General features: G+C 41.4%; 17 protein-coding genes. 8 read left to right on the top strand and 9 right to left on the bottom strand.

Going from position 1 to position 21,880, the window contains the following annotated elements; translation table 11 throughout:
• Positions 1–121 precede the first annotated feature (121 nt).
• Entirely contained in the window at positions 122–832 is a 711-nt protein-coding gene (locus RR876_RS15775) for an AzlC family ABC transporter permease (protein WP_332478105.1), read from the top strand.
• Positions 829–1,143: an AzlD domain-containing protein gene (locus RR876_RS15770; protein ID WP_332478106.1), complete on the top strand. Its 315-nt coding sequence runs from the start codon at positions 829–831 to the stop codon at positions 1,141–1,143. Before RR876_RS15775 ends, RR876_RS15770 begins: the two co-directional genes overlap by 4 nt.
• A gap of 62 nt (positions 1,144–1,205) precedes the next feature.
• Here RR876_RS15770 and RR876_RS15765 read toward each other — a convergent pair whose 3' ends face one another.
• Positions 1,206–3,362: a TonB-dependent siderophore receptor gene (locus RR876_RS15765; RefSeq protein ID WP_332478107.1), complete on the bottom strand. Its 2,157-nt coding sequence runs from the start codon at positions 3,360–3,362 to the stop codon at positions 1,206–1,208.
• A 408-nt stretch (positions 3,363–3,770) separates the two neighbouring features.
• Here RR876_RS15765 and RR876_RS15760 point away from each other — a divergent pair, with 408 nt between their 5' ends.
• Entirely contained in the window at positions 3,771–5,864 is a 2,094-nt protein-coding gene (locus tag RR876_RS15760; protein ID WP_332478108.1) for a TonB-dependent siderophore receptor, read from the top strand.
• Positions 5,865–6,140: 276 nt separating this feature from the next.
• Complete coding sequence (locus RR876_RS15755; protein WP_332478132.1) at positions 6,141–7,292, top strand: MFS transporter; 1,152 nt, start codon at positions 6,141–6,143, stop codon at positions 7,290–7,292.
• A 97-nt stretch (positions 7,293–7,389) separates the two neighbouring features.
• On the opposite strand, the gene RR876_RS15750 is transcribed toward RR876_RS15755, so the two are convergent.
• Positions 7,390–8,292: a LysR family transcriptional regulator gene (locus RR876_RS15750; RefSeq protein ID WP_332478109.1), complete on the bottom strand. Its 903-nt coding sequence runs from the start codon at positions 8,290–8,292 to the stop codon at positions 7,390–7,392.
• Positions 8,293–8,560: 268 nt separating this feature from the next.
• Here RR876_RS15750 and RR876_RS15745 point away from each other — a divergent pair, with 268 nt between their 5' ends.
• Positions 8,561–9,631, top strand: coding sequence for an alpha/beta hydrolase (locus RR876_RS15745; RefSeq protein ID WP_332478110.1), 1,071 nt, complete (start codon positions 8,561–8,563; stop codon positions 9,629–9,631).
• A 210-nt stretch (positions 9,632–9,841) separates the two neighbouring features.
• Here RR876_RS15745 and RR876_RS15740 read toward each other — a convergent pair whose 3' ends face one another.
• The gene (locus RR876_RS15740) at positions 9,842–10,471 is read right to left on the bottom strand and encodes a TetR/AcrR family transcriptional regulator (RefSeq protein ID WP_332478111.1); all 630 of its coding nucleotides are present in this window, start codon (positions 10,469–10,471) and stop codon (positions 9,842–9,844) included.
• Between the two features lie 132 nt (positions 10,472–10,603).
• Between RR876_RS15740 and RR876_RS15735 the strand changes: the two genes are divergently transcribed.
• The 3 genes from RR876_RS15735 to RR876_RS15725 all read left to right on the top strand — a co-directional run bounded on the left by RR876_RS15735 (position 10,604) and on the right by RR876_RS15725 (position 14,205).
• Entirely contained in the window at positions 10,604–11,443 is an 840-nt protein-coding gene (locus tag RR876_RS15735; RefSeq protein ID WP_332478112.1) for an enoyl-CoA hydratase-related protein, read from the top strand.
• 76 nt (positions 11,444–11,519) lie between these two features.
• A complete protein-coding gene (locus RR876_RS15730) occupies positions 11,520–13,046 on the top strand; it encodes an NAD(P)/FAD-dependent oxidoreductase (RefSeq protein ID WP_332478113.1) in 1,527 nt (508 codons plus the stop codon).
• Positions 13,039–14,205, top strand: a complete 1,167-nt coding sequence (locus RR876_RS15725; protein WP_332478114.1) for an FAD-binding oxidoreductase — start codon at positions 13,039–13,041, stop codon at positions 14,203–14,205. Before RR876_RS15730 ends, RR876_RS15725 begins: the two co-directional genes overlap by 8 nt.
• Positions 14,206–14,392: 187 nt before the next feature.
• Here RR876_RS15725 and RR876_RS15720 read toward each other — a convergent pair whose 3' ends face one another.
• The 6 genes from RR876_RS15720 to RR876_RS15695 form a co-directional block, all read right to left on the bottom strand.
• The gene (locus RR876_RS15720) at positions 14,393–14,506 is read right to left on the bottom strand and encodes a hypothetical protein (RefSeq protein ID WP_010326689.1); all 114 of its coding nucleotides are present in this window, start codon (positions 14,504–14,506) and stop codon (positions 14,393–14,395) included.
• 205 nt (positions 14,507–14,711) lie between these two features.
• Positions 14,712–17,858: a CusA/CzcA family heavy metal efflux RND transporter gene (locus RR876_RS15715; RefSeq protein ID WP_332478115.1), complete on the bottom strand. Its 3,147-nt coding sequence runs from the start codon at positions 17,856–17,858 to the stop codon at positions 14,712–14,714.
• Positions 17,848–19,083: an efflux RND transporter periplasmic adaptor subunit gene (locus RR876_RS15710; protein ID WP_332478116.1), complete on the bottom strand. Its 1,236-nt coding sequence runs from the start codon at positions 19,081–19,083 to the stop codon at positions 17,848–17,850. Before RR876_RS15710 ends, RR876_RS15715 begins: the two co-directional genes overlap by 11 nt.
• A 1-nt stretch (position 19,084) precedes the next feature.
• Positions 19,085–20,407 carry a TolC family protein gene (locus RR876_RS15705; RefSeq protein ID WP_332478117.1) on the bottom strand — a complete coding sequence of 441 codons (1,323 nt, stop codon included), beginning with the start codon at positions 20,405–20,407 and terminating at the stop codon, positions 19,085–19,087.
• A gap of 47 nt (positions 20,408–20,454) precedes the next feature.
• A complete protein-coding gene (locus RR876_RS15700; RefSeq protein ID WP_332478118.1) occupies positions 20,455–20,874 on the bottom strand; it encodes a cation efflux protein, CzcI-like in 420 nt (139 codons plus the stop codon).
• A 64-nt stretch (positions 20,875–20,938) separates the two neighbouring features.
• The gene (locus RR876_RS15695) at positions 20,939–21,847 is read right to left on the bottom strand and encodes a cation diffusion facilitator family transporter (protein ID WP_332478119.1); all 909 of its coding nucleotides are present in this window, start codon (positions 21,845–21,847) and stop codon (positions 20,939–20,941) included.
• Between the last annotated feature and the right edge of the window lie 33 nt (positions 21,848–21,880).

Raw genomic sequence — 21,880 nt, 5'->3', positions numbered from 1 at the left:
TTTTTCATTTTTTGTTATTGAGCGCATAATTTATATCTTACATATGCCTCAACGTATTTATTTTACTTTGCAAATAATAATTTCGTGTGAATACTCAACCAATAATGAAAGGGAAATTCTTTTGAGTAATACAACTCAAGCGCTTTATAGCCTCAATTCTTCAGATATTTGGTCTGGTTTTAAAAGCCTACTACCAATTTCACTTTTCGTTGTTATTTTTGGTGCTGCCTTTGGACTTGCTTCGACGCATACAGGCCTAAGTAATGACTCTAGTCTGTTAATGAGTACTTTGGTCTTTGCGGGAGCATCTCAGTTTGCCACTTTAGAGTTATGGGGAGAAAGAATTTCTCTATTTCCTCTCATTATTACCGTCTTTTTTATTAATGCACGTCACTTATTAATGGGCGCTTCGCTTTACCCTTGGTTGCGCCATCTTTCCCCAATGAAAAGATATAGCATCCTTCTGGTGATTTCCGATGCAAACTGGGCGTTATCTTTGCAAGCCTTTAACCGTGGTCAATCTGGCTTTGGGTTGTTATTCGGCGGCGGTTTGGCCCTTTGGGTGGCATGGATTATTGGCACATGGCTTGGGTTGTATTTTGGCAATACCATTCAAAATCCGAATGCTTTTGGCCTCGATATGGTTATGTCTTGCTTTTTATTGGCGATGGTGATTGGTGGGAAAAAGGATATTCGTATTGTTTTAATTTGGACGGCATCGGCCTGTATTTCATTATTGGCGTATTGGTATCTACCCAAAAATAGCCATGTTGTTATCGGTGCACTTGCTGGGGGCGTGATTGGCCTACTTTGGAAAGAGAAAAAAATATGAATATCGAGTTAAGTACCGCATATCCACTGACCATTATTCTAATTATGACCATAGTCACTCTTGTGACCCGTTGGGGCGGCGTGTTTATTATGTCGTATGTCCCTATCAGTGATACGGTTCAACGGTTTATTACTGCTATGTCTGGCTCTGTATTGGTTGCACTTTTAGCACCTATTGCTGTTGAGGGAGATAACGGTGCATGTTTGGCTTTAGGGACCACCTTATTGGTCATGTTATTTGTGAAAAAGCCTTTAGTTGCAATTGCTGCTGGTATTATTTCAGCTGCGTTATTTCGTCACTATTTTTCATAACAAGCTAGTAAAAATAAAAAGGGCATATTCTTCAATATGCCTTTTTTACTTAAACCTATTTATTAGAAGTTCACAGTCCATGAAAATTGTGCTGTATGTGGTGTACCCAGAAATAAATAGTCATCCCCGAAGAAGCTTCCTGCATCTCGCCAGTATTTTTTATTGAACAGGTTGTCCACATTCAGGCGAAGCATATTGTCATAACCATAAGCACGGAAGTTATAAGCTGCACCTGCATCGAATACGGTATAGCCTGAAACTTTAACCGTCCCCGTTTTGTTGGCGTATTTACTGCTGCTGTATTGCATACCTGCGAGTAAACGTAAACCTTCTACTTGAGGCATTTGATAAGACACATGACTGGCAAAACGAACCTTTGGTACATTTTGAGTTTGATGTCCTTTATAAGCATCTACCTGTATATCTTCCAAACGTGAACGAGTCAGAGCCAAAGTCGATGTCATATCTAGATTTTCAGCAACGCGACCTTGCAAGCCCAATTCCAAACCTAGATTATGCTGTTCACCATCGGTGATATAGTAATTGTCTAAGTTGGTATATTGATGGTCTTGTGTTAAGTCAAACAAAGCGGCAGTAAACAGTAGCTCTTGCCATTGCTGTTTAAGACCTAACTCATATTGAGTTGAGCGTCTTGGTGCTAAAGTTTCAAAGGCATTTCCTACGATGCCTTTATCCTCATTACCATAGGCAGACCACGGCGCTTGACTGCCGTCACTTATCCCTTTGGCATAAGAAGCATACAGATGAGTGTTCTGCCAAGGCTGATACATCAATGCAAGCTGTGGCAAGAAGCGATTGAAGTCAGTGTCACGAATACTGTTGCCACCCGCAGCATAGGCACTTTCATTTAAATGCAAAAGCTTACCGCCTAGCAAAACTGACCAAGCATCATTAAATTCGATTTGATCCAACACGTTGAGGGCTGTTTGTTGGCTATCCAGAGATTTGTAATGATTACCTAAGGCTTTATCCGTAGGCGTATAGGTAATAGGATCATTATAAATATTTCCTGAACCCACTTTTATATTGATTGCATCATACTGAGTATGGCGTTTGTAGGCATGTGACAGTTCTAAACTCAGGTTATGTTGCCATGCTCCAGTGTTGAATTTTCCGTTTAAGCCTGTTTTAAATTGATTGGTTAGATAACTGTCATCTGGGCTGCGGAAATCATAAATGTCATAGTTACCATCAGTGTCAAAGGTGTAGGCAAAGGCTGAGTAATCATCTACGACCACACGACTTTGCGAAGCAGATAGATTGCTGCTCCAGTTATCATTGATTTGATAGCTATATTTCAGACTCGTATTTAGACTTTCATTGGTGATTGGCTTGCTCCAGCTTTGATAACCCAGCAAACGATCCCATTCCACTCCTGTCGGTACAGTTTCACCACCAAGTAGTTGATAACCGGGTACCGAACGCTGTTTTTGACGCTGTGATTCAAGATCAAATTCTAGTTTTGAACGATCTGAAATTTTCCAGTCTAAAGCCAAGGAACCAAACAAACGTTTTCCATCGGCATGTTCAACATACGGGTGAATGTCTTCATATGCTGCATTCACACGATAACCAAACTGTTGATTATCTCCAAGCCATCCACCAAGGTCAGTCGCCACACGGCTACCGCCATGACTATCTGCTTCAAGGGTTAAAGATTGGACATCTTTGGGGCGTTTGCTCACATAGTTCACGACTCCGCCCGGCGTTGACATACCACTTTGAATCGCACTCATGCCTTTTAGGATTTCAACTTGCTCTTTGTTTTCAAGCGCTACATTTTGCTCACCGCGTAGCAAATTACCGTTCAGTAAATAACTGGATCCCGCATTTAAGCTAAACCCACGCATCACAAAGTTTGCATAGTAACCAATGGGTGCATAGCCATCCCCAACGGACGCATCGTTCTTTACCACATCGCTCAGTGTTTTCGCATGTTGATCTGCGATCAGTTCAGCAGTAACGGTGTGAATAGATGCAGGAATGGCTGCAAGGTTTTGCTGACCAAACCCAGACAAATTAACCTTGGGTTGATAATAAGCCAGTTGTTCAGTTTGAGCCGTGGTTGTAATGGTTGCGAGTTGTTCCACATCACTCTCTTCTGCCGCATGTACCCATACCGAGTTCAGCCCTAGACATGAAAATGAACCAACCGCCAATAATGCTTTTTGTAAACGAGAAAATGGATACGTTTTCACTGTCGTTGCTAACCCCAAAAGATAAATTTACAGCCTGAATTTTGCGGCATGAGTATTCACAATTTTTGTAGAATGAACAAGCATATTATTCAACATATCTCAGCTTTTTTTAAATTATCTGACGATAGCTTTGAATGTGTAGATTTTGAAATTGAGGTTATGGTTTAACCAATTTATTTTAAAACATAACTTTGATCTGTGTTCCAGATCTTCAACCGTATTTGATACAGCATATGGTAGATGTGACTTTATCTGATTTGAAACAGCGTATTGAGGACCAGAACCTAAAAGCTTAGGTTAATTTATTTCATTTTTTTAAGACATTTTTCAATTTTAGAGTGATTTTTTAACTACAAATCTATTAAAATGTTATAACATAACAATACAAAGTCTAAGCTACTCTCCTTCATGATGAATAAATTCTCTCTTTTTTCCTCAAGCATATATTTAAGCCTGCTGAGTTCTTTCACTTGGGCCGAAACTTCAACAGAAGTACTCCAGACCATCCAATTACAAGCCGAAACTGAGGGGGAAAACCTTCAACAAAGCACCGCAATGACTAAGTTTTCACATGACATTTTAGACGTGCCATTTAGTCGAAGTGTGTTATCTAAAGCGTTAATTCAGCAACAAGATGTGCAACGTATTGACGATGCACTCACGCAAGTGAGCGGGGTCTATAGTCAAACCAATTATGGTGGCGGCTTTTGGGATAACTTTTCATTTAGAGGTTTTAGTACAGACCCCAATATTGGGGCACAAATCATCAGAAATGGCCTGAGTGTTAACCGTGGACTCAGTGCTCCGCGAGATATGGTGAATATTGAATCCCTCGACTTTTTAAAAGGCCCAATGGCTGCGCTCTATGGCCGTGGGGAAGCTGGCGGTCTACTGAATATCAACACTAAAAAGCCTGAATGGGAAAGTTCTTCAGAAGTGAATTTACGTGCCAATAGTTTAGAAAAATACCGTGCTAGTTTTGAACATACTGCCCCAATCAGTGATGCTGTGGCTTATCGTATTGCGGTCGCACATGAAGATAACCAAAGTTTTCGTGATCATGTGCAGAGTGAGCGTTGGTTTTTCTCCCCTCAGCTCACATGGAAAATTTCAGATTCAACCCAGTTAGATTTTGACAGTGAATTTACTCGACAAGATGGAACCTTCGACCGTGGTGTAAGTAGTTATCAAAAACAATTTGTGATGGACCCTAAAACATTTACAGGCGAACCTGATGATGGTGATCATATTCAAAAAGATCATTTCTATCAGCTTCGACTTGCACATCAGTTTAATGATGACTGGAAAATGAATAATGCTCTTAGTGTGAAAGATACTCAGCTCAAAGGCTTTTCCAGTGAACCTCGTCGTATTCAAAGTGATGGACAGACATTAGAGCGTCAGCGTCGCTACCGTGATAATAAAAGTGATGACATTCTCTTTCAAACGGAACTACTTGGGACCATACAACAAGACTGGGCCCGTCATGAAGTACTTTTGAGCACTGAACTTGGGCAGATGAAGTACCGTCAATTACAACTGCGTCGAAACCACAGCAGTAGTCTGCCAAATAGTATTGATATCTATGATCCTATTTATGGGCAATACTTACCAGAGCTTCCTCTTTTCATTAATACAGAAGAACAGCAACGCTATTTTGCACTGAATCTACAAGATCAAATTTTCCTCAATGATCAATGGAGTGTGCTGTTTGGAGCGCGCTTTGATCACATCACTCAAGACTTTCAAAATAAACTTACAGATACATCCAGTAAAAAGGATTTACAACAAACCAGTCCACGCTTGGGTTTAAACTACCGACTGAATGATCGCTGGTCATGGTACGCCAACTATGGAGAATCCTTTGCACTCAACAGTGGCATGGACCGAAACGGTGATGTGTTTAACCCTGAAAAAGGCAAAAGCTATGAAATTGGTGGGAAATATCGGATTACCTCACAGAGTTTGCTGAGTTTAGCCCTCTTTAAAATGGTTAAAGAAAATGTCTTAACCACAGATCCAGCAGATAGTAACTATCAAATCACCGCTGGAGAAGTCTCAAGTAAGGGGCTAGAGCTCGATCTAGAAACACAACTCAATGATCAATTCTCTATACGTGCCAATTATAGCTATACAGACGCTCAAGTGGAAAAAGACCAGAGTCTTGCTAAAGGTTCACGACTCAGCAATGTGCCGAAGCACAGCGGCTCTATCAGTAGCAACTATGAATGGACCCTTGCCAATGCAGACAAAGTTGGACTCGGTGCAACGGCGATCTATGTGGGCAAACGTAGTGGACACAGTACAGATAATGGCTTCAACTTACCTGAGTACACGTTGTTGAATCTAAATGCTTATTATGCGCCAACAGATCAGCTACGTTATCAGTTCAATGTGCACAATCTCTTAGACGAAACGTACTATGTTGCAAGCTATAGCGATATGTGGATTCAACCCGGCGATCCTTTAAATGCATCTGTCTCGGTGCAATGGAAGTTTTAATTTTTAATATCAGACATGACTCAAAATGAGTCATGTCTAGCCCAGAAAAAGCTAGACTGTCTATTCGAATAAAAAAACCAGTCGACCTAATACTTCTTGATTGATGCATTTCATTCATAAATCTATTCACTATTTTGCGACTAATACTTCCCTTAAACCCTTGCTAAGCTTCGCCTTGTCCTTCCCCTAATTTATTGAATTAAACGCTTTGCTGTTGCAAGGCAAGGTTTTGTTATGTCTGTTTTAAATGTTGAGTCCAATGATGTGAACACATCCATGGTGTCGTCATGGAGCTCTGTACTGGTTATGTCCTTGTGCTGTGCGGTCTTAATTGCATCTGAATTTATGCCAGTCAGTTTATTGACGCCAATCGCATTTGACCTAAAAATATCTGAAGGTCTAGTGGGCCAAGCGATTGCAATTTCAGGAGTTTTTGCAGTTGTCACCAGTTTAACCATCACTACAATAACTAGAAAATGGGATCGTCGAACTGTCATTATTGGTCTGACTTTGCTCATGATAGTTTCAGGCGTGATTATCACCTTTGCACATAGTGCCCTCTTGTTTATGCTCGGACGCGCCATGCTAGGGATCGTGATCGGAGGCTTTTGGTCAATGTCCACGGCGATCATCATGCGCTTGGTTTCATCAAATGATGTCCCCAAAGCTCTAGGACTATTGAACGGTGGAAATGCATTAGCCACAAGTATTGCAGCACCAGCAGGAAGTTATCTCGGAGCAATGATTGGCTGGCGTGGTGCATTTTTTTGTATTGTACCCATTGCCCTTATTGCCTTAGTTTGGCAAATCAAAAGCATGCCACAGTTACCTCCGTTAAGTACTCAAAAACAAACTGGAAATGTGTTTGTGCTACTGAAACGTCCTACTGTACTTTTGGGCATGTTGGGTATCATGTTTTTATTTATGGGCCAATTTGCCTTGTTCACTTATCTGCGTCCGTTCTTAGAAAAAGTGACTTTAGTAGATACCACGCTTCTGTCTAGTCTATTATTGCTCTTGGGTGTTTCTGGTTTAATTGGTACATACCTGATTAGCCATCTTTTACAACAACATCTTTATCGCTATCTTGTTCTTATTCCTTCAAGTTTAGCTATTTTGGCGCTAGGCTTATTCAGTTTTGGCCACACGTTATGGCTGGTTGCGATCATTATGGGGCTATGGGGTCTAGTCGCAACTCCTGCACCAGTAGCATGGAGCACATGGCTGACCAAAACACTTCCACAGGATGCAGAAGCGGGCGGTGGTCTAATGGTGGCTATTATTCAGCTTGCCATCACTTTAGGAGCAACCATCGGTGGTCTGCTTTTTGATTGGCAAGGTTATCAAGCTACTTTTATTTTAAGTGCCCTGATCTTAGTTGTAAGTGCAGTATCAGCTTTAATAACGAAACGTATTCAAACCATTTAGCTGAGATCCATCAAGACATCATGGTTTATTAAATACATTTAAATCAAATTCTTATTAAATAGCAGCATCCATCTCTTACAAATATGGGGAATGCTATTTAATAAGGTGAAGAAAGTCTTAAGTGATCGATCACCAATTTTAATGCAGGCGACTGCTGTCGACGGTGCGGGTAATAGAGATGAAAGCCTGGAAAGGTAATGGTATAGGCCTCTAGCACTTTCACCAGTTGGCCTTTAGTTAAAGCATCCTGAACTAAATCTTCAGGTATATACGCAAGCCCAACTCCAGCCAAAACAGCGTCTGCAATTAGCTCCGATTCATTAAAAACCCATTGACCTGATATTTTAATCTTTGTTTCTACACCGTTTACAATGAAGTCCCAATGATATAACCCGCCTTGGCTGGTAAGTCGATAACCAATACAATTATGACTGGTGATATCTTGGGGCTTTTCAGGTATTCCATTTTTCTTTAAATAATCAGGTGTTGCAACCACAATCATTTTAACATCAGGACTGATTCGCACAGCGATCATGCCTTCTGCGACACGACTACCAAATCGTACGCCTGCATCAAATCTTTCAGCCACAATATCAACCATGCCGCTATTGGAGGTCAATTCGATGTTGATATCAGGATAGGTTTGCGTTAACTCTTTTAGCTTTGGCAGTAAAATATAGCGAATGGACTGATTACTGGCATTGATTCGAACATTCCCAGCGGGGGTATCTCTTAATTTTGTCAGTAAAGAAAGTTCGTTGTCGATATGATCAAAACTTGTGCCGATGGTCTGCCTTAATCTTTCACCTGCTTCTGTCGGCGCTACACTTCGTGTGGTTCGAGTCAGTAAAAGCATGCCTAAACGTTCTTCTAGTCCTCGAATGGTATGACTGAGTGCAGACTGTGAAACCCCTAATTTTCCCGCGGCTTTTGTGAAGCTTCCTTCGCGAACAACCATGAGGAAGGCATATAGGTCATTATAATTTTCTCTAGATATCATAGATATGCCTTCTTTGGGTGGTGAGTTCGATTTAATTATAGAAATAAAAAATGGTTGTTAGATTCAACTACAAAATGAATCTAAAACAGTAATTTCATCTACTAAATTTGGCCTGATAAAAGCGAAATTATAATCCTTTCAATATAACCATAATTCATGAAAATAACTCATATGTCTATGTGGTTTTCTTAGTCTAATCAAAAATATCGAAGCTCTCTATCATGTCGTTTATTGGAAACTTTTCTTCAATGTTCTCATCGAGGTCATTATGCAATCTTCAAATTTAGTACGTACATTTAGGGCTTCCACGCTTGCCGCTTTATTCATCTCAGGTATTGGGCTTTTTTCATCTTCATTTACTTTGGCAGCAGATATGTCTAACGGTACAAACAATTTTTATCAAAGTCAGCAAGTGACGGTTCAAAAAGTCACATTTAAAAATCAATATAATATGGATGTGGTCGGCAATCTGGTGTTGCCTAAAAATTTAAATAAAAACAGTAAGGCTTCTGCAATTATCGTCGGGCACCCGATGGGGGCTGTAAAAGAACAGTCTTCTATGTTGTATGCTCAAAAACTGGCTGAACAAGGCTTTGTTACCCTTGCGATTGATCTCCCATTTTGGGGAGAAAGCGAAGGTGAACCCCGTAAATTGGTGTCACCTGAAATTTATACCGAGGCATTTAATGCCGCTGTGGATTATTTAGGTAGCCAAACGTTTATTGATCGAAACCAAATTGGCGTACTTGGTATTTGTGGTAGTGGCAGTTTCGCTATTAGTGCAGCAAAACTTGACCCTCGTCTAAAAGCCATCGCGACAGTCAGTATGTACGATATGGGTGGAGTTACACGTCATGGCTTAAATCACACACAAACTTTAGCACAACGTAAACAAATGCTGGAAACTGCGATGCAACAACGCGACGCAGAATTCCAAGGCAAAGTAAAGCAATGGATTAACTACCTACCAACAACTATTAATGAAAAAACAGATCCTATCGTGCGTGAGTTCTATGACTTTTATAGAACTCCACGTGGTGCGGCCATTCCACAAGGTCAGACTTTAGAACAAACTCAAAACCGTGCTTTAAGCAGTGAAGTTCGGTTTATAAATTTCTATCCATTTAATGATATTGAAACCATCTCACCGCGCCCAATGCTGTTTATTACAGGTGATCAAGCTCACTCTAAAGAATTTAGTGAGGAAGCCTATCAACTCGCTGGACAGCCTAAAGAGTTGTATTACGTTAAAGGTGCTGGACATGTCGACTTATACGACCGCGTAGACCTCATTCCATTTGATAAATTGGCCTCATTTTTCAAACAGAATTTGAAATAATTCAATGGGAAACTTAAAAAAGGCGACTGAACTAGGTTTCCCTGCTTTATCTTTATTATTTACAAAATAGTCAACGTTCTAAAGGTGTACGAACACTGATTGCTTCTCTGCTGTAAAAAAGTGTTAGGGATGAAACTGTATAGCTTAGCGTTGGTACAGGTTCAAAACCTTTAGTTATGTGACTAATCAAGCACAACACATTTACCCATTTTATTCATGATTATGTTGCTGCATAAGCGCCTTCATCAATTGATTAAAGCCCAATAATGCTTTTTCAATCACAGCATCTTTTGAAATTTGTTCAGACATTTCAAAAACATTGTGAATAATCAAAGATGCTAAACCATGTGCAAAAGACCATGCAGCTAAAGCAGCTGATTTCACTTCTTTAGATTGAATATCTTGCCCTAAAACTTCAGCCACACATTGCTCTACCACTGCATAGGCTTGCTTACGCGCTGTCAGTAGCTTGCCATTCATTTCACTGTGCGCCAACTGTGAACCAAACATCAGTTGATACATCGCAGGATGATCAAACGCAAACAACATATAAGTTTTGCTCAAAACCTGCATTTTGTTTTGATTTTCAACATTGACTTGACATTGAACCAATACTTTTTCAAGTTGATTAAACCCTTCTGCCGCCAAATGACTAATTAGTTCATCTTTATTGGCAAAGTGATGATAAACAGCCGTTGCACTTACCCCTAATTGTTCCGCAATTGCCCGAATTGACAATTTATCTGGCCCCACCTCTTCAAGCATTTTCTTTGCTTGATCAATAAGTTGAGACTCAAGATTACCGACATGGTAATGCTTTCGATTCGCTATTTTGCTCATAAGTTATATATTTCAAATCATTGTTTCTTTATGCATTTATCCTAGCATAAATTTAAAAATACTGCCCGCGCCATCTTTACAGTGTTAAGATTTAACGATAGAGTGATTTTTAAACATCACACGGATAGAATAATGGCTCAAATTTATGAATGTTTTCAGATCACAGTGGCCGATCAAATCGCTCATTTACAACTTTCGCGACCAGAAAAAGCCAATAGCTTAAATCTTTCATTTTGGAGAGAATTTCCACAAGCGATTCAACAGCTAAATAAAACTGGGCAAATCCGAGCATTGGTCATTTCGGGTCAAGGCAAAGTCTTTTGTGGTGGTTTAGATTTAGATATGTTTAGCAATCAAACTGAATTTCATGCAGCTAATGCCATCGACCGTGAAGGGATTATTCAGAGCCTTGGTCTTATGCAAGACGCTTTAACCTGTCTTGAGAAAGTGCGGTTTCCTGTGATTGTCGCAGTGCATGGCAGTTGTGTTGGTGCTGGCTTTGATTTAATCGCTGCGTGTGATTTTTGTTTTGTTTCCAATCAAGCCAAATTTCGAATCGAAGAAACCAATATCGGCATGATGGCAGATATCGGCGTTTTACAACGCTTGCCCCATCAAATTCCTTTTAACATTGCACGTTACTTGGCTTTAACTGGAGATACTTTAACTGCGGAAGATGCTTATCGCTTAGGTTTGGCAGTTAAAGTTTTAGAAACTCCAGAAGCTTTATTGGAACATGCTTTTGCAGTGGCTAAAAATATTGCTTCAAAACCACCGATTGCAATTCAAGGCATTAAACGAAGCTTGATTTACAGTCGTGATCATTCAGTTGCCCAAGCCTTAGACCATACGGTGATGCTGCAATCCGCCATATTAAGCGGACAAGATATTTTAAAGATGGTTCAAAGTCGTATGTCAGATCAAACTGCACAATTTGATGACTTAAAACCAATTCATTTTGCTGAAGCGTAGTATTTTATTTTTTTTAAACCGTAACGCAATCATATTTTTTTAACCAAATCTTAACACTGATAAGTTGGAGATTAAGATGCAAGCATTTGATGTCGTCGTGATTGGATCAGGAAATGCTGGACTCACAGCAGCCGTCACTGCGCAAAAAGCAGGTAAAAAGACCTTATTGGTCGAACGCCATAATATTCCTGGTGGATGTGCCACCTCTTTTGTTCGAGGTGATTTTGAGTTTGAAGTTGCATTACATCAACTCAGTGGTTTAGGCACAGAACAAAGCCCTTTTATCATGCGGCATATCTTTGAACAGCTCGGTGTAATGGATAAAGTCGAGTTTGTTCAGGAACATGCGTTATACCGCTTAGCCATTCCCAATCAAATTGATATTACCCTACCTGCAAGTTGGTCAGGCATCCGTAAAATACTACAAGAGCGCTTTCCTTTAGAAAGTGAAAGTATTGATCAATTTATGTTGGCATGTGAAAAAGTTTCTGTTGAAAGTTTTACCACATTGCCACAAGCGCAAAAAAATAACAGTACGGAACTTCTAGAACAGTTTTGTCCTTATTTTCAGCGCTACGGTTTACGAACAGCACATGATGTTTTGAATGAATTTTTTACTGATCAAACACTGATTAGTATTGTCGCAGCCTATTGGTTTTATTCAGGTGTACCACCTAAAGAACTCTTGTTTTCAGACCTTGCCGTCATGATTTATGCCTATGCTATTTTTAAACCGTGGCATATCAAAGGGGGTTCACAAGCCATGTCCAATGCGCTACTTGAATCCTTTTTAGAATCAGGAGGTGAAGTCCGATTTAATTGTAGCGTCGATAAAATCATCACAGCACATCAAGCGGTCAAGTCGGTCAAACTTGAAGATGGTTCTGAAATTCAATGCAAAGCCGTTATTTCCAATGCCAGTCCAATTTTAGTTTTTAATGAAATGTTGGATCAACCTTCCCCCTTACAAGTACAACAAGATTTTAAGTCACGTCGTATGGGGACTTCTGCATTTGTGATTTATTTGGGTCTAGATTGTACCCCTGAACAGCTCAATATCACTGCACCATCCACCTTCATTTCGTCCACCATGGATTGGTCTGAAACCTATGCCAACATGCAAAGCTTTGACAGTCCCATTTCAGGCATGCTCACTTGTTATAACTTTGATGATCCCGATGCAGCACCGCAAGGCAAAAGCCAAGTCGTGCTTGTCTGTTTACAATATGCAGATGTCTGGGAAAAAGTAAAAGCTGAGGATTATGCAAAAACCAAGTATCGCTTTGCAGATGAGTTGATCAATTTAATTGAGCAGGTTTATCCCAACCTTCGTCAGCATATTCAAGAGGTTGAAGTTGCAACCCCGCTGACCATGATGCGCTATTTAAATACACCGGGCGGTGCGATTTATGGATTTAGACAAACCCCTGAAGACTCCAGTTTAATTCGAGAACGCTTAAATCACATACGAGGACTTTATTTTGCAGGTGCGTGGACGTCAATGGGCGGCTTCCAACCGACCTATATGGCAGGTGTAGCAACGGCAAAAGCCGCAGCTCAACAGCTCGATAAAAAATCAGAACAGGAGTTCAGTTATGTCTAATATTCAAGTCCTCAATGCAGTGACCGGTTATCAAGAGATTATTCAATCCAAAAATGCATTAGAACAAAGTGGTACAGATTTTTCTGAATATACAGGTCAAATTGCAAACATTATGCAGGCCTTGCATCCGAAACGTTTGGACTTAGTTGTGGTTGAGATTATGCAAGAAACAATAACAACCACAACTATTCGCTTTGCATCTAAGCATAAAAAACCCCTGCCAGCATTTCAGGCTGGACAATACATTAACTTATTTATGACAATTCAAGGCACCTATACTGCACGGCCTTATGCAATTGCATCTTCTCCTTCAGAAAACCAATATTATGATTTGACCATTAAAAAAGCAGATGGCGGGTTTGTCTCTCATTATTTGGTCGATCAGGTGGTGATTGGTCAGGAGTTTCAAAGCAGTGGCCCAATGGGGAATTTTCATCACAACCCACTCTTTCATGGTAATGATTTAGTCTTTTTAGCGGGTGGTTCGGGCAGTGTTCCTGCACGCAGTATGCTTCTCAATATCTTGGATCAAAAGTTACAACAACGCTTGCATCTGATTTATCTCAATAGCTATGAAAATGATGTCATTTATGCAGAAGAGCTCCGTGAACTGGCACGCCAGTATGATCATTTTACTTTGACAGAAATCATAACTCGTCCGACCGCCCAGTATCAGGGTGAAACCGGCCGTTTAAGCAAAGAGCGCTTAACGAGCTTATTGGGTACTTCACTTGAAAATAAAATGTTTTATATTTGTGGGCCAACGCCTTTTAATCAAAGCTGTCAGCAATTGTTAGCCGATTTAGCTGTCCCCGCGAAAAGAATTCGTGTTGAAGCGAATGGTGCGCCTAAAAACCCCCATCAACAACAGCACTGGCCCACTGAGATTTGCCTAACGCAACAAGTGACGGTTACCGTAAAAGGTAAGGGACAGTTTAAAACTACGGTTGGTGAGCCACTATTAAACAGCTTGGAACGTCATGGTTATTTTGTAGAAAATGCATGTCGCTCAGGTGAATGTAGCCTATGTCGTGTCAAATTAATATCTGGTCAGGTGTTTAATCCAGACGAGGCCCATCTGCGTAAATCCGATCGTAATTTTGGCTGGATTTACAGTTGTGTTGCTTTCCCACTGGGTGATATTGAAGTTTTAATCTAGTCCAACAGAGACTGAAATTAACTATATTAATTTCAGTCTCTTACTCACATTCATTCTGTACAAAGCAGTTTCCGCAGACCAAGACAAATGTAAGTGTTATATTCATAATGAGACATTTGTTTTGAAACATTGTTAATCTCATTTAGCATTAACTTCTAAAACACTGACTGCTAAATTTGTTCAATTCTCATTTCAAGAAATATTCCCAAATGATAAATCCAAGAAAAAATCCAAGAAACGAATATAAAGTAATGATAAAGAATACAAACCAAGCTCTATTTTTCTTCAGTAAAAAGTTCATTTCCAATACCTCAACGCTCTATCTATATTCATTATTCTAAGGTTTCCTATACGAAAGGACAGATACAGTTCTTTGTGAAAAAAATATAACAGACTATAACAGATTTGCCATTTTTAACTCCCAAAAGCGATCAGACTGATATCAAGTAGTATAAAAAAGCATGAGGAGACTATTTTGCCTCCTCATGTTTCAACTGATTAAGGGATTAAACGTTCGTTTCTTTTTTTGCATTCATCCAACGATACAACACTGGCAATAGCACCAAGGTCAATAACGTCGAAGAAATAATTCCACCAATCACCACGGTCGCCAGTGGACGTTGAACCTCTGCTCCTGTGCCCGTGGCAAGCGCCATGGGAACAAAACCTAAAGACGCTACACAAGCGGTCATTAAAACAGGCCTTAATCGCAAAATCGCTCCCTGCCAAACGGCTTCATGTAAGCGGTATTGCTCTCTTAGTTCTTTAATAAAGGTCAGCATGACCAAACCATTTAAGACGGCAACGCCGGACAGTGCAATGAAACCAATGCCCGCCGACATCGATAAGGGAATGTCTCTTAACCACAAGAAAAGCACACCACCAGTTAGAGCAAATGGAACACCCGTGAACACCAGCAAGCTTTCTTTGATGTTATGAAAAACGGCCATCAGTAAAATAAAGATCGTCAATAACGCCAGTGGAATCACAATCTGCATTCGAGCCTGCGCCGAGGCCAGATTTTCAAACTGACCACCATATTCAATCCAGTAACCACTTGGTAGAGGATACTGCTTAAGCTGACTTTGTACTTCTGTGACAAAAGAGCCCAAATCACGCCCTTCCACATTCGCCGTGACAATCACACGACGTTTGCCATTTTCACGGCTAACTTGGTTGATGCCATCCATCATTTTTACAGTGGCAATATCGGTGAGCAGAATGCTGCCACCGTTCGGAAGCTGTATTGGCAGTTGCGCGATCCCACTGACACTACGGTCTTGTTCACTGAGTCGAATGACAAAGTCAAAACGGCGGTCACCCTGTAAAATTTCACCAACATTTTGCCCACCAATGCTTGCTGATACATAGTCTTGTATGGTTTTGACACTTAGGCCGTATTGCGCCGCCAAGCTTTTATCAATTTCAACATTGAGCAAAGGTAAACCCGACGTTTGTTCAACTTTAACGGCGGTACTGCCTGAAACCTGTTGAATCAATTTACTGATTTTTTCAGCTTCCCTATTTAATACTTGCATGTCATCACCAAAGACTTTGACACCGACATCGCTACGTACACCCGATATTAACTCATTGAAACGCAGTTCAATTGGTTGAGAAAACTCACTGTTGTTACCGGGTAACGTTGCTAAATAGGCCTGCATACGGCTACGCAGTTCATCCAGTGTTTCTTTTGGGTTTGGCCATGCATCACGGGGTTTCAGCATGACGTAACCATCTGAAATATTCGGTGGCATCACATCGGTCGCTACCTCAGCCGTACCCGTACGCGCAAAAATAGCGTGTATCTCAGGGAATTTTTTCAGAAGTAGCTTTTCCGTATTTTCCTGAATACGAAGTGATTCTTCTAAACCAGTGCTTGGGGAACGCAGTTGCTGTACAGCAAAGTCACCTTCACTCAGTTGTGGTGCAAACTCACTGCCGATACGCGTTGCAAGTAATCCCGTCAACATCAATAAGCACAATGCGAAGGTCAAAACCACCGCTTTATACTGATAGGCACAGTCCAAAACCCGCTGATATCGCTCTTTTAACCACAACATCCAACGGCTTTCAGTTTCTTTAATGTCACCTTTAACAAAAAGTGCGACAGCCGCAGGCACAAAGCTGATCGACAAAATAATGGCTGCAACGAGTGCAAGTACAACAGTCAAAGCCATTGGGTGGAACATTTTTGCTTCTACACCAGTCAGTGCAAAAATCGGTAAATACACCACTAAAATAATCAGCTGACCAAAAATGAGTGGACGGCGGGCTTGGCGCGCTGCCAAAAACACTTCTTTAAAGCGCTCAGACTGAGTTAACGGCCGTTTGAGTAACTGCTGGGCATGGGCTAAACGGCGAATACAGTTTTCAACAATCACCACTGCGCCATCAACAATAATACCGAAATCCAAAGCACCTAAACTCATCAGGTTGGCACTGATGTTCTGTTGTGCCATACCCGTTAAAGTAAATAGCATAGACAGTGGAATCACACAGGCTGTAATTAACGCCGCACGAATATTACCTAAGAATAAAAAGAGGATCACAATTACCAAGATTGCGCCTTCAACCAAGTTCTTTTGCACTGTTTTAATGGCTTTTTCCACCAAAGTCGTGCGGTCATAAACCGTTTCTATTTTGACACCTTGCGGTAAACTGCTTTGCACCTCTTGAATTTTGGCATCTACAGCTATAGACACCGTTCGGCTGTTTTCCCCCATCATCATCATAGCGATGCCGAGTACAGTTTCTTCGCCGTTATAGGTTGCACCTCCTGTTCGGAGGTCATGGTCAATTGAAACCTGCGCAATATCCGCGACACGAATGGGGTTCCCATTTGGGCTGGCAACCGTTGTATTTTCAATGTCTGCAAGACTGTTGAGCGTGCCTGGAACACGCACTGTAAGCTGCTGACCATTTTCTTCAATATAGCCGGCACCACGGTTTTCATTATTTTCCTGTAAAGCGGTTTGTAGTTGGCTTAAGGAAATATTTAACTGTTGCATACGGTTTAAGTCGGGAGCAACCACATAGGTTTTGTTAAACCCGCCAATACTGTTGACCTCTGCAATCCCCGCAACACGTTGCAGCTGTGGGCGAACGATCCAATCTTGGATCTCCCGCAAATCCATAGCGCTATAAGTTGTACCATCCGCTTTTTTGGCATTCGGTTCGGCCTTAATGACCCATTGATAAATTTCACCTAAACCCGTCGAAACTGGTGACATGGTTGGGGAAACATCACTGGGTAAATCTGCCTTGACCTCTTGTACCCGCTGATTAATCTGCTGACGTGCCCAATAGATATCTGTGCCATCCTCAAATACAATAGTGACTTGGGACAAACCATAACGTGAAATAGAACGAGTCAGCTGTAAATCTGGAATACCAGCCATTGCAGTTTCAATCGGATAGGTAATCCGCTGCTCAACCTCCAGTGCGGTAAAACCATTGGCTTGGGTATTAATTTGTACTTGCGTATTGGTAATATCGGGCACTGCATCGATCGGCAGTTTTTGATAGCTATAAACTCCGACCGCAATCCATGTACAGACAAAGAGCATGACCCAAATTGCATTTTGAATAGAGAACTGAATAATTCGTTCAAACAAACCCTCAGGCTTGGGTAAATCATGATTAGTGTGCATGATCAGCCTCGCCTTTTTCTAGTTCAGACTTAAGCACAAAGCTACCTTGACTGACATAGCGCTGTCCGGCGGTTAAGCCTGAAATCACTTCTACCCATTGGGCGTCATTTGAAGCTTGCCCAAGTTGAATGGGCTGCGCTTTCAAATGCACTTGTCCTTTTTGTTCAGCGTCGACCACAAATACCGAAGTTTGACCTTCAATGTTTTGAATAGCACTTTTATGGACGCGAAGCGCTGTTTTTGAACTGGTATTGTCTAAAAAGATGTTTACCAAAACATTTGGACGTAGTTCCGCCGCTTGGCTTTTTAACTTAGCACGTACCACCAAGCGTCCTGTTTGTGCATCGGCTTGAGAGGTTAAGCTTTGGATAATGGCTTCATATTTTTGCTCAGAAGCATTCGGCTTAAATGTCAGACTCTGATTGGCTTGTAACTGACCTGAGTACTGAGCAGGCAGATTAAACTCAAGCCATAACTCTTTAAATTGTTCAATCACAAAAAGCTGATCGGCCAATTGTACGTTTTCACCCACCACGATATCTTTTTGGCTAATCACACCTGAAATGGGGGCTTTAATGGCAAAACGACCATTTACTCCACCTGTTGCCCCTAGAGCGTTTAAGCGGCTTTGCACGGACTGCACAGTAATCTGCGCTTGTCGGTAAGCATTTTCTGCCCGTTGGTAGTCTTGCTTAGCAGAAATGCCCTGTGACCATAACTGCTGTTCACGTTGATAATCTTGACGTGCCAAATCCAAACTGGCTTGAGCCATCCGCAAATTGGCTTGTTGATCGATCAGTTCAGGCACAGACAGCACAGCCAAAGTTTGCCCTTTTTGTACGTTTTGACCAAGCTCAACATTCACCTGTTCCACATGCCCACCAAAGTTTGGCGAAATATGAGCTTGCTGATCGGTATTAACCACAAGCTTTCCGGGAAGAACGGTGACTTGAGACACCACACCTTGTTGAGCTGAAGCGATTTGAATGCCTTGCTCTGTCAGTTGCTGTGCCGTCAGTTGAATCTCACCTTCCTCGGCATGTCCTTTTTCTGCCTCGGGCTCATCCGTATGTTCAGATTCTTCATGTTCGGCATGCGCATGTTCATCAGTGGTTTTATCTTTCGAGCTAAACCAAATTCCAATAGCAATCAGGAATGTAATTAGGAGCAAAAGCCCAATCATCAATGGCTGTGATATTTTTCCAAATTGGTTTTTTAGTTGCATATTATTGTGCTCCGCCAAGGATGAGGTCTTGTATTTGTGCGATTGAATTTTTACTGATTTGGCTATAAGCATCTGAACTACTGATCTGTTCGTAGCTAGTACCAAGGCTGAGTGCTTCTGCGCTCAATGCAGTCTGCCAAGCTTGACGTAATAGCTGCAACTGCCCAAGGCGTATGCTTTGCAGTTGTAAGTTGGCTTGTTGAATGTCGGTAATAGACAGTTTTCCTGCTTTAAAACCTTGCAACGTGCGGACTTGCACTTGTTCTGCCAAAGTGGTTTGTTGGCTCATCGAACTGAACTGTTTATTTAGTCCTTTGAGCTCATGCATGGCATTGGCGATATCTAAAATCTGCTGTTTTAACTCGCGCTGTTGCTGCTGATTCAACAAGCTTTGCTGGCGCTGGGCCATCGGAATGCTGTATTGCTGACGGTTAAAAATATTCAGTGGAATATCCACGCCGACACCTAATGTGGTATCGCTACTTTCATTCGGTGCTTGACTCCGTTTCATGCCGACATTTAAGGTCGGATTGGGACGTGCCTGCACTTTTAAACTTTCAATGTTTAAATTGGATTGTTGAATGTTCAGTGCATACAGCTTTTCCAACCAACCTTCAGCAATATAGCGCTGTACTGTGGCATCGCTTTGATCTGGCCATGGCATTGAGGTCGCATTGAGTTGAATATCGGCTTTGGTTTCGCCCCAAAGGTTTGAGAGTTGACGCTGTGCTACTTGTTCTGACAGTACCGCTTGTTGGTAAAAGCGCTGCATATCCAAACTTTCGATTTGCGCACGTTCATAGTCAACCAAAGCAATACTGCCCGCCTGATAACGTTTTTTGGCACTGTCTAAATTGTTTTGACTCACTTTGAGTTGTGCGGCGTACAGCGATTTTTCAACTTGTGCCAAAGCCAACTGAGACCATGCAAATTTCACCACCAATTGGCTTTGTGCTGTCCATAGTTGTTGCTGTAACTGCCCTTGTTTCTGCGCTGTTTTTGCGAGTTTTTGATTGAGCTTACGCTGTCCAAAAACATCTAAGGGCTGACTGATGGCAATACTGAGCTCTTGATCGGTATTTGAACCAAAACCATCTTGATTGATATTTAAACTAGGGTTTTGCCATAGACCGCTGTTTTTGATGTTCAGCTCTGTAATGCTTTGACGCTGTTGCCCAATGTCACTTTGGTTTTGATAGCGCTCTACTTTTGCTAAAGCTTCATCCAAAGTCTTGATCGGTTCGGCAAAACTCCATTGCATCGCGGCTGTTGTTATGCCCACAGCAAGGGCTTGGCGTATAAACGCCTTAAATTGATTCGACATGATTTTTCCCACTAATTTTTAGAAGAAGTGGTGGGAAATGTTTTAGGCTACCCCACCATTAGCGGGGAAAGTTCAGGAGGAGGATGTTGCCCCAATAAATCAGGGGCTTGATAGGCATTGTGCCAAAAAAACTGCGGACGCTCACGAAGTTCAAGCGCGAGTGGCAGTTGATAGTTTTTTTCTTTCGGAATAATCAAATGTGCCATTGAGGGCAAATGATCTTGATGGTCTTCACCCAATTCAAACTGATCATTTGCCGTTTGAGTATGGTCATCAACACTGCTTGGTTGGTGTGCCTTATCATCAGACACACACAAGGTGGTTTGATGGTGGCCAAAATGAAAACTTTGTTGCGTCACGACTTGAGCTTTTTGTTCTTCATGGACGCAAAAAGCTGCCGCCACGTTCCAAAGACTTTGGAACATGAATAAAGCAACTAAGACGCTAATCCACGTGGTAGAACGCATAATGTCGTACTGAAATAAAGTGACGCTATTGTAAAGCCTAGACTAAGTCTAAGGTCAAGTCTTTTTAATGACTATGTTCATGTTGGTGTGGATGGCATTCATCTTCTTCAATCTGCAAAGTCACTTGCGTAATGCCATGCTCATGCCCCAATAACTCCACAGCTTGGTGGTATAAAGCTCTCTGATCTACATCAGGTGCAATCAAATGCGCTGTTAAATGCACATTTTTAGAGGTAATGGCCCAAACTTTAAGCTGATGAATGCCTTGTACACCCTTTAAAGCCAGCAAGTCATTGCGTAAAGATTCAATATCAATTTCACTTGGTACACCTTCGAGCAAAATATTGATACTTTGTTTCAGTAGCACCCAAGTTCGAGGTAAGACCCAAAAGCCGATCAACACAGCAATAACGGTATCTACCCACATCCAACCTGTGAAATAAATCACCAGTGCGCCAATGATCACACCCACAGAGCCCAAGGCATCACTGAGCACTTCAAGATAAGCCCCTTTCACATTTAAGCTGTCTTGACTGCTCGACACCAAAATTTTCATTGAAATTAGGTTGATGATTAAACCCAAAACCGCAACAACCAACATCCCCAAACCTTGGATTTCAGGTGGCTGACTAAAACGCTGATAGGCTTCATATAAAATGTAAATCGCCACCGCAAACAACATCATGGCATTAAACAAAGCAGCCAAGATTTCAAACCGTTGATAGCCAAAAGTACGTTTATCATCGGCAGGCTTTTGCCCAATTTTGATGGCTGCTAAAGCAATGGCTAAAGCAGCGGCATCGGTAAACATATGCGCTGCATCGGACAGTAAGGCCAAGCTTTGCGTGATAAATCCTGCAACTACTTCTACAATTAAGAAGGTAAACGTCAAGGCAAGTGCAATGGTTAATTTCTTGGCATTTTTTGCAGTCACTTCAACATGACTGTGATCATGGTTATGAGAACCACTCATGTAGGACTCCTTATCATTTTATTTAACGGAATG

This window comes from Acinetobacter sp. (assembly GCF_036666595.1).
Lineage (GTDB): Bacteria > Pseudomonadota > Gammaproteobacteria > Pseudomonadales > Moraxellaceae > Acinetobacter.
The sequence above is the reverse complement of the archived record's forward strand: the minus strand, read 5'-3'. Positions and strand labels throughout refer to the sequence as shown.